Annotated in this window: 11 protein-coding genes; 9 read left to right on the plus strand and 2 right to left on the minus strand. The window is 69.0% G+C overall.

The window, feature by feature from the left end; genetic code table 11:
* Positions 1–29 precede the first annotated feature (29 nt).
* From F0L46_RS01820 to F0L46_RS01835, 4 genes are read left to right on the plus strand one after another with little or no spacing between them, the layout of a single operon-like run.
* A complete protein-coding gene (locus tag F0L46_RS01820) occupies positions 30–1751 on the plus strand; it encodes an ArnT family glycosyltransferase (RefSeq protein ID WP_149815322.1) in 1722 nt (573 codons plus the stop codon).
* Positions 1748–2512: a glycosyltransferase family 2 protein gene (locus F0L46_RS01825; RefSeq protein ID WP_149815323.1), complete on the plus strand. Its 765-nt coding sequence runs from the start codon at positions 1748–1750 to the stop codon at positions 2510–2512. Before F0L46_RS01820 ends, F0L46_RS01825 begins: the two co-directional genes overlap by 4 nt.
* Entirely contained in the window at positions 2502–2831 is a 330-nt protein-coding gene (locus tag F0L46_RS01830) for a lipid-A-disaccharide synthase N-terminal domain-containing protein (protein WP_149815324.1), read from the plus strand. Before F0L46_RS01825 ends, F0L46_RS01830 begins: the two co-directional genes overlap by 11 nt.
* Positions 2824–3423 (plus strand): pyridoxamine 5'-phosphate oxidase family protein, encoded by a 600-nt coding sequence (locus tag F0L46_RS01835; RefSeq protein ID WP_149815325.1) that lies wholly within the window; start codon positions 2824–2826, stop codon positions 3421–3423. Before F0L46_RS01830 ends, F0L46_RS01835 begins: the two co-directional genes overlap by 8 nt.
* A gap of 16 nt (positions 3424–3439) precedes the next feature.
* Here F0L46_RS01835 and metC read toward each other — a convergent pair whose 3' ends face one another.
* Positions 3440–4624: a cystathionine beta-lyase gene (gene metC / locus F0L46_RS01840; RefSeq protein WP_149815326.1), complete on the minus strand. Its 1185-nt coding sequence runs from the start codon at positions 4622–4624 to the stop codon at positions 3440–3442.
* Between the two features lie 311 nt (positions 4625–4935).
* Between metC and F0L46_RS01845 the strand changes: the two genes are divergently transcribed.
* The 5 genes from F0L46_RS01845 to F0L46_RS01865 all read left to right on the plus strand — a co-directional run bounded on the left by F0L46_RS01845 (position 4936) and on the right by F0L46_RS01865 (position 10031).
* Positions 4936–5955, plus strand: coding sequence for an amino acid ABC transporter substrate-binding protein (locus F0L46_RS01845; protein ID WP_149815327.1), 1020 nt, complete (start codon positions 4936–4938; stop codon positions 5953–5955).
* A gap of 102 nt (positions 5956–6057) precedes the next feature.
* On the plus strand, positions 6058–7260 hold the full coding sequence (locus F0L46_RS01850) for an amino acid ABC transporter permease (RefSeq protein WP_149815328.1): 1203 nt from the start codon (positions 6058–6060) through the stop codon (positions 7258–7260).
* Between the two features lie 12 nt (positions 7261–7272).
* A complete protein-coding gene (locus tag F0L46_RS01855) occupies positions 7273–8424 on the plus strand; it encodes an amino acid ABC transporter permease (RefSeq protein WP_149815329.1) in 1152 nt (383 codons plus the stop codon).
* 4 nt (positions 8425–8428) lie between these two features.
* A complete protein-coding gene (locus tag F0L46_RS01860) occupies positions 8429–9220 on the plus strand; it encodes an amino acid ABC transporter ATP-binding protein (protein ID WP_438646653.1) in 792 nt (263 codons plus the stop codon).
* A 166-nt stretch (positions 9221–9386) separates the two neighbouring features.
* The gene (locus tag F0L46_RS01865; protein ID WP_240539823.1) at positions 9387–10031 is read left to right on the plus strand and encodes a methyltransferase family protein; all 645 of its coding nucleotides are present in this window, start codon (positions 9387–9389) and stop codon (positions 10029–10031) included.
* A gap of 22 nt (positions 10032–10053) precedes the next feature.
* Here F0L46_RS01865 and F0L46_RS01870 read toward each other — a convergent pair whose 3' ends face one another.
* A complete protein-coding gene (locus tag F0L46_RS01870; protein ID WP_149815332.1) occupies positions 10054–12450 on the minus strand; it encodes a thiamine pyrophosphate-binding protein in 2397 nt (798 codons plus the stop codon).
* Positions 12451–12528 lie beyond the last annotated feature (78 nt).

The raw sequence follows: 12528 nt of genomic DNA on the forward strand, positions 1-12528 counted from the left end.
TTGCCGGCGCGACCTCCCGGAGCCCGAGGATGACGAGTCTCACCCTGGCGGATCGCTCATCGGTCGCGCGCCTCTCGCACGCCGTCGGTCTCGACCGCCTCTTCGCCTTCATCGAAACGGGCCACCGGCGCGCCTGCGCCGTGCTGCTCCTCGTCTCGCTCGCCTGTTTCCTGCCCGGCTTCGTCTCGCTCCAGCCCATGGACCGCGACGAGCCCCGCTTCGCCCAAGCCTCGAAGCAGATGCTGGAGACGGGCGACTTCGTCGATATCCGCTTCCAGGACGAGGCCCGGCACAAGAAACCGATCGGGATCTACTGGCTCCAGAGCGCCACGGTGGCCGCCGCCGAGGGTCTCGGCGTGCCGGAGGCCCGGGCCACGATCGCAGTCTATCGGCTGCCCTCGCTCGTGGGCGCGCTTGCCACGGTGCTCCTCACCTATTGGGCGGCGCTGGCCTTCGCGGGACGGCGCGTCGCGTTCGTCTCCGCGCTCCTGATGGCCACCTCCGTCATCCTCATGGCGGAGGCGCGCCTCGCCAAGACGGACGCCGTGCTCGCCGCCTGCTCCGTCGGCGCGATGGGAGGGCTCGCCCGGGCCTATCTCCAGCGTGAGCTCGCCCGCCTGCCCGCGGGCACGGCGCTCGGCTTCTGGATCGCGATCTCGCTCGGCATCCTGGTGAAGGGGCCGATGATCGTGATGTTCGCGGGCTTCGCGGCGGTTGTCCTGTCTGTGCGCGAGCGCTCAGCCCGCTGGCTCCTGGCCCTGCGCCCCGGATTCGGGCTCCTGCTGACCCTGGCTCTCGTGGCACCCTGGTTCGTGGCGATCCTCGCCAAAAGCGGCGGCGCCTTCTTCAAGGCTTCCGTTGGGCAGGATCTCGTCGGCAAGGTCGGGACCGCGCAGGTCCAGCACTGGGCGCCGCCGGGCACCTATCTCCTGGTCTTCTTCGGTACATTCTGGCCCGGCGCCATCCTGGCCGCCATCGCGGTTCCCTTCGCTTGGATCAACCGGCGCGAGGACGCGGTCGCGTTCACGATCGCCTGGGTGGTCCCCTCCTGGATCGTCTTCGAGGCCGTCCCGACGAAGCTCCCGCACTATGTGATGCCGCTCTATCCGGCGATCGCCGTCCTGACGGCCATCGCGATCGCGCGCGGCTTCGTCGGCCCGCACCGGCCGCTCGCGCGCATCTCCACGCTCCTTCTCCCCGGCATCCCGCTCGCGGCCGCCATCGGCCTCGCCGTCGCGGCCTGGACCCTCGACGGGACCCTGCCCGTGGCCGGGACCGCCGTCACGCTCGCCGCGGCGCTCGTCGGCCTCTTCGCCTGGCGCGCGTTCCTGCGCGGCGAGGTCTGGCGCACGGCCCTCGTCGGCGCGGGCGCATCGGTGCTCTTCGTCACGGGGGTGCTTGGGCTCACCCAGCCGGTCCTGCGCTCGCTGAAGCTCTCGCCCCGCCTCGCCGAGGTGTCGCGCGGTCTCGACTGCCCGGCGCCCGCGATCGCCACGGTCGGCTACCGCGAGCCGAGCCTCGTGTTCCTGACCCGGACGGACCTCGACATGCTGGACACGGGCGAGGATGCCGCGGCGTTCCTCGGCGACGGCCCCTGCCGCCTCGTCTTCGTCGAGCGCCGCTTCGAGGATGCCTTCCAGGCGGCCGCGGCGGGGCTCCCGGTCAGGCCCGCTCTCGTGACGCGCGTCGCCGGCTTCAACATTAATGGCGGACGGCGCCTCGACATCGGCGCCTATATGGTGAGGCCGTGACCCCTCTCGCGTTCGGGACCGAAGCCGCCCCCCGCCTCGCCGTTGTGGTTCCCGTGCGCAACGAGGCGCCCAACGTCGCGCCTTTGGTGGCCGAGATCGAGGCCGCCTGCGCGGCCCTTGGCTCGTTCGAGGTGGTGTACGTGGACGACGGCTCCACCGACGACACCCGCGCCGAGATCGTGCGGCTCGCGGCCGAGCGCCCATGGCTGCGCGTGGTGAGCCATGCCGAGAGCTGCGGCCAGAGCGCGGCGGTGAGGACGGGCGTGCGCGCCGCGCGGGCTCCCGTCGTGGTCACCCTCGACGGAGACGGGCAGAACGATCCAGCCTTCATCCCGCCTCTGGTGCGGGCGCTCGACGAGGGCGGGGAGGCGACCGGGCTCGTCGCCGGACAGCGTCTCGGGCGCAAGGACACCGGCTTCAAGCGCATGCAGTCGCGCATCGCCAACGGGGTGCGCGGGCGCGTCCTGCGGGACGGCACCCGCGACACGGGCTGCGGCCTGAAGGCGTTCCGCCGCGACGTCTATCTCGGCTTGCCCTATTTCGACGCCTTGCACCGCTTCATGCCGGCCCTGGTGACCCGCGAGGGTTACGGGGTCGCCCATGTCGACGTGGTGGACCGTCCGAGGCTCGCCGGCCAATCGAATTACGGGATGTTCGACCGCCTCTGGGTCGGCATCCTCGACCTTGCCGGCGTCTGGTGGCTCATCCGCCGGCGCCGCCGGGTGCCCCGGATCCTGGAGACCCCGGCCCATGATCGCTGACCTCTATCATCAGCTCGGCGGCTACCTGCACGCCGTGTTCGTGCTCAACCTCGACGTCGTGGTGCTGGTCGGACTTATCGGCCAGCTCTTGTTCACGGCGCGCTTCCTCGTGCAGTGGATCGCGAGCGAGCGTGCGGGCCGCAGCGTGGTGCCGGTGTCGTTCTGGTTCCTGTCGATCGGCGGCGGGCTGATCCTCCTCGGCTACGCCCTCTACCGCAAGGACCCCGTCTTCATCCTCGGCCAGAGCCTCGGCACCCTGATCTATGTCCGCAACCTGATGCTGATCTCGCGGGAACGGCGCGAGCGCTCCGATGCCTGAGGCGGACGCCGCCTTCGCCGACAACCTGCCCGCGACGCTGGCGAGGGCCTTCGACTGTCTCGCGCTCGGCTGCACCGACCGCCGGTCCGCCGCCCATGCCCCGGCGCTCGCGACGATCGGCCTCGACGGGCGTCCGCGCCTGCGTACCGTCGTGCTGCGGGCGTTCGACCCCGGCGTCCGCAGGCTTCGTTTCCACACGGATCGGCGCAGCGAGAAGACGGCGGAGCTCGCCCGCGACGCCCGGGTCGCGCTGCACGTCTACGACGCGGCCGCGAAGTTCCAGGTCCGTCTGGAGGGTGTGGCGACGGTCCATCACGACGACGCCGTCGCCGACGCCGCCTGGGCGTCGTCGCGTCCCTTCAGCCGCGTCTGCTACGCGACGAGCCCGGCGCCCGGCGCGTCGATTCCGGAGGGCGGCGCCTACACCCAGCCCACGCCGGAGGGGGCGGACGGCGGACGGGGCAACTTCGCCGCGGTGCTCGTGCGGATCGAGCGCCTTGAGACGCTCTATCTCGCCTTCTCGGGTCACCGCCGCGCGCTCTTCGCGTGGCGGACGGGAGCCGAGCCAGAGGCGACCTGGCTCGTCCCATGATCGTCGGCGCCGAACCTTAAGCGGCCTCGCGCATGCGGGCGAAGCCCGCGTCCAGATCGGCCTGCAGGTCGCTCAGGTCCTCGAACCCGATATGGAAGCGGAGCGTCGGTCCGCCGGGCTCCCAGCGCGTGGCGGTCCGGTAGGTCGTGCAGTCGAAGGGGATGACGAGGCTCTCGAAGCCACCCCAGGAATAGCCCATCCCGAACAGCTGGAGGCCGTCGAGGAACGCCGCGAGCGCCCGTTCCGGTACCGGTTGGAGGGCAATGGAGAACAGGCCCGATGCCCCCTTGAAGTCGCGCTTCCACAGGGCGTGCCCCGGATGGGAGGGGAGGGCGGGGTGAAGGACCCGTGCCACCTCGGGCCGCGCCTCGAGCCAGCGCGCCATCGCGAGCGCCTGAGCCTCGTGCTCCTTGAGCCGCAGGGCCATGGTGCGCAGCCCGCGAAGGCCCAGGAACACGTCCTCCGGCCCCGCGCACATCGCGAACTGGTCGAAGGTGCGCCGGAGAGCGGGCCAGGCGAGCTCGTTCGCCGAGACGAGGCCGAGCAGCAGGTCCGAGCCGCCGCTGAGATATTTCGTGCCCGCCTCGATCGCGAGATCGACGCCCCGCTCGTGCGGCGGGAAAAGAAGCGGCGTTGCCCACGTATTGTCCATGATCGTGAGCGCGCCGTGGGCACGGGCGGCCTCCGCGATCGCCGGGATGTCCTGCATCTCGAACGACTGCGAGCCCGGCGCCTCCGTGAGAACCGCCGTCGTGCTGGGCCGCATGAGGCCCGCGATATCGCCGGCGATCAGCGGATCGTAGTAGGTGGTCTCGACGCCGAAGCGCTTGAGGAACCCGTCGCAGAAGACCCTCGTCGGGTTGTAGGCCGAGTCCGTGACGAGCAGGTGGTCGCCGGCCTTGAGGCAGGACATGAGCGCGAGCGTCACGGCCGCGAGCCCGGAGGGCGCCAGCACCGTGCCGGCCGCGCCCGAGAGCTCCGTCCAGGCGGTCTCAAGGGCCTCTGTGGTCGGCGTGCCCTTCGTGCCGTAGCTGTAGCGCCCGCGCCGGTGCTTGATGTCGTCGTAGGTACGGTACAGGACGGTCGAGCCGCGATAGATCGGGGTGTTGACGAAGCCGTGCTGCTCCCACGGATCCCGCCCGGCGTGGACCAAGCGGGTCTTCTCGCCGAGGCGGCTCTTTCGGGGGTCGTTCGTGTCCATGATGCCCTTGGTGCTGATGCGGAAGCCGATGTGATCCTGCCGTCCACGCCTACGTCAAGGGTTTCGGGCATGTGGCGCGGAACATGCTTGACCGGGAAAAGGATGTGTCGTTCGATGCTTGCCACGACAGGTCCGGGGGCGCATCGGAGGACGGGGCGGGTGGTGCCGGCATTGACGGCAACCTGAGCCCCTGCCAAAGAGCAGGCGCCCACGGCCAAGCCGGCGAGGGGGCAGCGCCTTTGGCTGCGATCACAAACGCCGGACGGCCCAGCGGGCTCACGTCGAACAAACAGAGCGGGAGACAGTCGAACATGAAGAAGGCACTCGTGACCATCGCCATCGGTCTTGCGGCGAGCGTCGCCGCGACCGCGGCGTCGGCGCAGGCGACCCTGAACGCCGTGAAGCAGCGCGGGACGCTGCAATGCGGCGCCAACCCGAGCCTCGCGGGCTTCGGCGTACCGGACGCTCAGGGCAACTGGACCGGCCTCGACGTGGAGTTCTGCCGCGCCATCTCGGCCGCGATCTTCAACGATCCCAACAAGGTGCGCTTCATCCCGCTCTCGGCCAAGGACCGCTTCACGGCGCTTCAGTCGGGCGAGATCGACGTCCTGGTCCGCAACTCGACCGCGACCATGTCGCGCGACACCTCGCTCGGCCTCGATTTCCCGGCGATCAACTACTTCGACGGCCAGGGCTTCATGGTTCGCAAGACGCTCGGCGTCGCGAGCGCCAAGGAGCTGAGCGGCGCCTCGGTCTGCACCCAGCAGGGTACGACGACCGAGCTCAACCTCGCCGACTTCTTCCGGGCGAACAACCTGAAATACGAGGTCGTCGCCTTCGCGACCGCCGACGAGACGTTCAAGGCCTATGACGCGGGCCGCTGCGACGCCTTCACGACGGACGCCTCGGGCCTTTACGCCGAGCGCCTCAAGGCGACGAACCCGGACGACCACATCGTCCTGCCCGAGATCATCTCCAAGGAGCCGCTGGGCCCGGTCGTCCGCCACGCCGACAACCAGTGGGGCGACATCGTCCGCTGGACGCATTTCGCGATGCTGAACGCCGAGGAGCTCGGCATCACCAAGGCGAACGTCGATCAGATGCTGAAGTCCGACAACCCGGAGATCAAGCGCCTGCTCGGCACCGAGGGCAAGTACGGCGAGGCCATCGGCCTGACGAACGACTGGGCCTACCGGATAATCAAGCACGTCGGCAATTACGGCGAGTCGTTCGAGCGGAACGTCGGCCAGGGCTCGCGCCTGAAGATCCAGCGCGGCCAGAACGCGCTTTGGACGAAGGGCGGCCTCCAGTACGGCCTGCCGGTCCGCTAAGCGTCGATCACGGGCGTCCGAATTCCGGTTCGGACGCCCGAACTGTATCCGGCGTATGGGGCGGGGCGGGCCGGAAGCCCCGCAAGATGGGGAGCATCTCGGGTGGCGAGCGCGGCAAACCAAGCGCCGGCCAAGGCGTCGTTGTTCTACGACCCCAAGGTACGGGGCATCTTCTTCCAGGCCATTCTGGTCCTGGTCATCGGCTTCCTGTTCTACGAAGCCATCACGAACGCCGTGTCGAACCTGCGCGCGGCCGGCATCGCGTCCGGCTTCGGTTTCCTTACCAACCCGGCCGGCTTCGACATCAACCAGCAGCTCATCCCCTATTCGAGCTCAGGCTCGACCTATCGCGAGGCCTTCGTCGTCGGCCTCCTGAACACGCTGCTCGTCGCCGTCATCGGCATCTTCTTCGCCACGATCCTGGGCTTCATCGTGGGCATCGCGCGCCTGTCCACGAACTGGATCGTCGCGAAGGTCTCGATGGTCTATGTCGAGATCGTCCGGAACCTGCCGCTCCTGCTCCAGCTCTTCTTCTGGTACAACGCGGTGCTCGCACCGCTGCCCTCGCCGCGCCAGTCGATCAACTTCGGGGCGGGCTTCTACCTCAACAACCGCGGCCTCTCCCTGCCCAAGCCGATCCTCAACGACACGGCTTGGTTGATCCCCTTCGCCTTCCTGGCCGGGATCGTCCTGACGCTCCTGTTCCGCGCATGGGCGCGCCGGGTGCAGGAGGCGACCGGGCGGCAATATCCCGTCGGACTCGTGGGCCTCGGCGCGATCCTTGGCCTGCCGATCGTGATCTGGCTCGTCCTCGCGGCGATCGGGGGCACGAACCCCATCACCTTCGACATCCCCGAGCAGCAGCGCTTCAACCTGCGCGGCGGCATGCAGGTGTTCCCCGAATTCGTGGCCTTGCTCCTCGGACTCGTCACCTACACGGCGGGCTTCATCGCCGAGGTGGTGCGCGCCGGGATCCTTGCGGTCTCGCGAGGCCAGACGGAGGCCTCCTACGCGCTCGGGCTCAAGCCGTCGCACACGCTGCGGCTCGTCATCGTGCCGCAGGCGATGCGGGTGATCATCCCGCCGCTCACCAGTCAATATCTCAACCTGACGAAGAACTCGTCGCTCGCCGTCGCCATCGGCTACCCCGATCTCGTCCAGGTCTTCATGGGTACCGTGCTCAACCAGACGGGACAGGCGGTCGAGGTCGTCGCCATCACCATGGCGGTCTATCTCACGATCAGCCTCATCACCTCGGCCATCATGAACATCTACAATCGCCGCGTGGCGATCGTGGAACGCTAGGAGGGCTCGCGCATGAACGCCGCTACCGAGACCCTTCACTTCGTCCGCAACGAGCAGGTGGAGGCGGCCCCGCCGCCCCGCCTGGTGCGCGGCCCGCTCGCCTGGATGCGCGAGAACCTGTTCTCGAGCATCCCGAACGCGCTGCTGACCCTCGCGACGATCTACCTGCTCTACGTGATCGTCCCCCCCGTCCTGCGCTTCTTCATCCTCGACGCAGTCTGGGTCGGGGTCGACCGTGACGCCTGCCGTGCCGAGACCGTGGGCCGCCCGGTCGGGGCCTGCTGGGCCTTCGTGGCCGACAAGATCAACTACTTCATCTACGGCTCCTACCCGATCCCCGAGCGCTGGCGCGTGGACGTGTTCTTCGTCCTGCTCGCGATCGGCGTGGCCTGGATGCTGTGGCTCAACGCGCCCCGCCGCGGCCTCGGCGCGATCTACTTCTTCGTGGTCCTGCCCATCCTGTCCGTGCTCCTGCTCGCGGGCTTCAAGCCCCTGAGCCTGCCCCCGGTGCAGACCTCGCTGTGGGGCGGCGTCCTCGTCACCATCGTGGTGTCGGCGGTCGGGATCGTGTTCTCGCTCCCCTTCGGCGTGCTGCTCGCCCTCGGGCGGCGCTCGAAGCTTCCGATCGTGCGGCTCTTCTCGGTGGTGTTCATCGAGTTCGTGCGCGGTGTGCCCCTCATTACTGTGCTGTTCATGGCCAACACCATGCTGCCGCTATTCCTCAGCGAAGGGGTGACCATCGACCGCCTGATGCGGCCGCTCGTCGGCGTGGCCCTCTTCGCCTCCGCCTACATGGCCGAGGTGGTGCGCGGCGGCCTGCAGGCCATGCCGAAGGGCCAGTACGAGGGCGCGATGGCGCTGGGCCTCAGCTACCCGCGGATGATGTACTTCATCATCCTGCCGCAGGCCCTGCGCATCGTGATCCCCGGCATCGTCAACACCTTCATCGGGCTGTTCAAGGACACCACGCTGGTGGCGATCGTCGGCATCTTCGACCTCATCCGCACCATCGAGGCGTCCCGCGTCGACCCGAACTGGGCGACGCCGACGACGAGCCTCACGGGCTACGCGTTTGCGGCTGTATTCTACTTCCTCTGCTGTTGGGGCATGTCGCGCTACTCGCTCGGGGTCGAGCGGCGTCTCGCGGCTGGACAGAAACGGTGATCCCATGACGAGCACGATGACCACGCAACGAACCGCGCCGTCGCCCGGCGTGACCCTGAAGACCGAGACGGCCGTCGAGATGCTCGGCGTCCACAAGTGGTACGGCGAGTTCCACGTCCTGCGCGACATCAACCTCAAGGTTCAGCGCGGCGAGCGCATCGTGATCTGCGGCCCCTCGGGGTCCGGCAAGTCCACGATGATCCGCTGCATCAACCGGCTTGAGGAGCACCAGCAGGGGCGCATCGTCGTCGACGGGATCGAGCTCACCAACGACCTCAAGCGGATCGACGAGATCCGCCGGGACGTCGGCATGGTGTTCCAGCACTTCAACCTGTTCCCGCACCTCACGATCCTCGAGAACTGCACGCTCGCGCCGATCTGGGTCAAGAAGATGCCCAAGAAGGACGCGGAAGAGGTCGCGATGAAGTACCTCAAGCGCGTGAAGATCCCCGAGCAGGCCAACAAGTACCCGGGTCAGCTCTCGGGCGGCCAGCAGCAGCGTGTCGCCATCGCCCGCTCGCTCTGCATGAACCCGAAGATCATGCTGTTCGACGAGCCGACCTCCGCTCTCGACCCGGAGATGGTGAAGGAGGTGCTCGACACCATGGTGGGGCTCGCCGAGGAGGGCATGACCATGCTCTGCGTGACTCACGAGATGGGCTTCGCGCGCCAGGTCGCCGACCGGGTGATCTTCATGGATTACGGGCAGATCGTCGAGATGAACACGCCCGACGAGTTCTTCCGCAACCCGCAGCACGAGCGCACGAAGCTCTTCCTGAGCCAGATCCTGCACTGACGGGGAGCAATCGCCGTACGGCCGGGCCATGCGCCCGGCCATACGAGCATCGGGACATCGCCATCCGCTCGCGTTCCCTGTGATTTGAGCCTATCCTCCCGCCGACCTGCATCGCCGCCCGGGGGCGGCGATGCCCGGCAGGCTTCGGGGGAGGGCTGCCTTGGACGTGCTGACCTTCACGCGGGCGGCTCTCGCCTGCTACTTCACCTTCATCGCGGTGTTCTACACCGCGAAGCTCATGGCCCTGCGCGCCCGCACGGGCCGCCGCCACGCCGAGCGGGGCCGCGCCGGCACGGCGCAGTGGTTCGGCCACACCCTGTTCATCGTACTCCGCGCAGGCATCTGGGCCATATGCTTGGCACGGGTCGCGGCACCTGGGATCGACGGCTGGTTCGGGCCGCTCCTCCCTATCACGACGGCGCCTGTCGCTGGTTTGGGGCTGGCATTCCTCGCCGCGTCCCTGGGCGGGGTCGTCTACATCCACAGCTTCCTGGGCGAGGCCTGGCGCTCAGGCGTCGGGGCCGGACGGCCCGCCGCGCTCGTGACGGGCGGGCCCTATGCGCGGGTACGGCATCCGCTCTTCGTCGCGGTCGGGACAGGGCAGATCGGATTCGTCCTGGCCTGGCCGTCGCTGTTTTCGCTCGCCTGCCTCGGTCTCGGGATTACGTCTCTGATCGTGCAGGCGCAGTACGAAGAGCGCCACATGGAGGCGTGGTTCGGACCCGCCTGGCGGAGCTATGCCAACCGGACTCCGGCCTTCTGGCCCCCGAGCGGCCCCGGCCAGGCCGGGGATGGCGTGCCCGGGGCCTGAGGCCCCGAGCGCCGGCCGAGGGTCACGGCACTGCCCGCAGGTGGCGGATCGGGCGCCCCGGGGCGATCGTCTCGGCGGCCGCAGCGATGCCCTGCGCGTCGATCCCGAAATGCCGGTAGAGGTCCTGCAGGGTCCCGGTCTGCCCGAAATGCTCGACGCCCAGCGAGCGCGTGCGGTGGCCGCGCACCGAGCCGAGCCAGGCGAGCGTCGCCGGGTGACCGTCGAGAACCGTCACGAGAGCGCAGTTCGGGGGCAGATCGTCGAGGAGCCGCTCGATGTGGCTGCGGGCGTGCACGATGCCGCGCTCCCGCGCCCGCTGCGCCGCGGTCCAGCCGGCATTGAGCCGGTCGGCCGAGGTCACGGCGAGAAGGCCGACGTCGCGCCGGTCCTCCGCCATCAGCCCGACCGCCTCGATCGCCTCGGGCGCGAGCGCGCCGGTATAGGCGACGACGACCTGCGCGTTCGGCCCCGGCTTTCGCATCCAATAGGCGCCGTCGACGATGTCGCGGGAGAGCTCCGGCGTCATCGCACGCGTCGGCTGGTCGAGGGTGCGGGTGGAGAGGCGCAGATAGACCGCGCCGCCGGTCTCGTCGCGCAGCCACGAGCGCTCGTTCGGCTCGCCCTCGCCGTAGCGCTGCACATAGTCGAAGGCGAAGCGGAGGATGACGGCAAGCTCGTCCACGAAGGCGGGCTCGAAGGCGGCGAGCCCGTCCTGCGCCAAGCCGATCAGCGGCGTGCCGATCGACTGGTGGGCGCCTCCCTCGGGCGCGAGCGTCACGCCCGACGGGGTCGCGACGAGGATGAAGCGGGAGTCCTGGTAGCAGGCATAGTTCAGGGCATCGAGGCCGCGGGCGATGAAGGGGTCGTAGAGCGTCCCGATGGGGATCAGACGCTCGCCGAACAACGAATGCGAGAGCCCCAGGCCCGAGAGGAGGATGAAGAGGTTCATCTCCGCGATGCCGAGCTCGATGTGCTGGCCCTTCGGCGAGAAGTCCCAGGTGAAAGTCGAGGGGATGCGCTCGGCCTTGAACAGGTCCTTGAGCTCCTGCCGCGCGAAAAGGCCGCGCCGGTTCACCCACGCGCCGAGATTGGTCGAGACCGTCACGTCGGGCGCAGTCGTGACGATGCGCTCGGCGAGGGGCTCGGAGGAGCGGGCGAGCTCGTTGAGGATGAGGCCGAAGCCCTGCTGCGTCGACATCGCGGCCTGCTTCGGCACTGCGAGCTCCGCCGGCACGGGCACCGCCGGGGCGGTGAAGCGCCGCCGCCCGCGCGCGTTGAACGGCACCTCGCTCAAGAAGCGCTCCATCTCGGCCGAGGGCAGGTTCAGGCCCTCGAAGCGGTCCCACTCGTGGCCCGGACGCACGCCGGCCGAAGCCTGGTAGGCGGCGAGCTGCGCAGGCGTGAGCAGGCCCGCATGGTTGTCCTTGTGGCCCGCCAGCGGCAGGCCGTGCCCCTTGATCGTGTAGGCGAGGAACATGACGGGCCGGTCGTGGTCGATGCCCTCGAAGGCCTTGATGAGGTTGGGCAGGTCGTGGCCGCCGAGATTGCCCATCAGCCGGCCGAGCTCCTCGTCCGACCGGCTCTCGATGATCCGCGTCACGGGGCCCTGGTCGCCAAGATCGTCGAGGAGCCGCTTGCGCCAGGCTGCGCCGCCCTGGAAGGTGAGTGCGGAATAGAGCTGGTTGGGGCAGGTGTCGATCCAGGCCCGCAGCCGCTCGCCCCCGGGCTCCGCAAAGGCGGCCTCCTGGAGCGAGCCGTATTTCAGCGTGACCACGTCCCAGCCGAAGGCCCGGAAGATCGCCTCGAAGCGGGCATAGAGCCCTTCGCGGATGACGGCGTCGAGGCTCTGGCGGTTGTAGTCGATGATCCACCAGGTGTTGCGCACGCCCTGCTTCCAGCCCTCCAGCAACGCCTCGAAGATGTTGCCCTCGTCCATCTCGGCATCGCCCACGAGGGCGATCATCCGGCCTTCGGGGCGGTCCGGGGCCCAGCCATGGGCCTTCACGTAGTCCTGCACGAGCGAGGCGAAGAGCGTCTGCGCGACCCCTAAGCCCACGGAGCCGGTCGAGAAATCGACGTCGTCGGCGTCCTTGGTGCGCGACGGGTAGGACTGCGCGCCCTTGTAGCCGCGGAAGGTCTCCAGGTTTTCCCGGGTCTGGTTGCCGAGCAGGTATTGAATCGCGTGGAAGATCGGGCTCGCATGCGGCTTCACCGCCACCCGGTCCTCCGGCCGCAGCACCGCCATGTAGAGAGCCGTGAGGATCGTGGCGAGGGAGGCCGACGAGGCCTGATGCCCTCCCACCTTCAGCCCGTCGCTGCTCTCGCGCAGGTGGTTGGCGTTGTGGATCGTCCATGTGGACAGCCACAGGATCTTGCGCTCGAGCTCGGCGAGGAAGGGTAGGCGGGGATCCAGGGACATGACCGACCGATGCGATGGGGGAGGGCACATTATGGCGCGCCCGCCGAGCGGGGCAATCGCCCCCGCCGAAGAAGCCCG

It is taken from the genome of Salinarimonas soli (assembly GCF_008386575.1).
In the GTDB taxonomy this organism is placed as follows: domain Bacteria; phylum Pseudomonadota; class Alphaproteobacteria; order Rhizobiales; family Beijerinckiaceae; genus Salinarimonas_A; species Salinarimonas_A soli.

Bases quoted from the DNA above. Each gene is read 5' to 3' on its own strand.
- F0L46_RS01820 (WP_149815322.1), top strand. From the start codon at position 30: ATGACGAGTCTCACCCTGGCGGATCGCTCATCGGTCGCGCGCCTCTCG.
- F0L46_RS01830 (WP_149815324.1), top strand. From the start codon at position 2,502: ATGATCGCTGACCTCTATCATCAGCTCGGCGGCTACCTGCACGCCGTG.
- F0L46_RS01835 (WP_149815325.1), top strand. From the start codon at position 2,824: ATGCCTGAGGCGGACGCCGCCTTCGCCGACAACCTGCCCGCGACGCTG.
- metC (WP_149815326.1), bottom strand. From the start codon at position 4,624: ATGGACACGAACGACCCCCGAAAGAGCCGCCTCGGCGAGAAGACCCGC.
- F0L46_RS01845 (WP_149815327.1), top strand. From the start codon at position 4,936: ATGAAGAAGGCACTCGTGACCATCGCCATCGGTCTTGCGGCGAGCGTC.
- F0L46_RS01855 (WP_149815329.1), top strand. From the start codon at position 7,273: ATGAACGCCGCTACCGAGACCCTTCACTTCGTCCGCAACGAGCAGGTG.
- F0L46_RS01860 (WP_438646653.1), top strand. From the start codon at position 8,429: ATGACGAGCACGATGACCACGCAACGAACCGCGCCGTCGCCCGGCGTG.
- F0L46_RS01870 (WP_149815332.1), bottom strand. From the start codon at position 12,450: ATGTCCCTGGATCCCCGCCTACCCTTCCTCGCCGAGCTCGAGCGCAAG.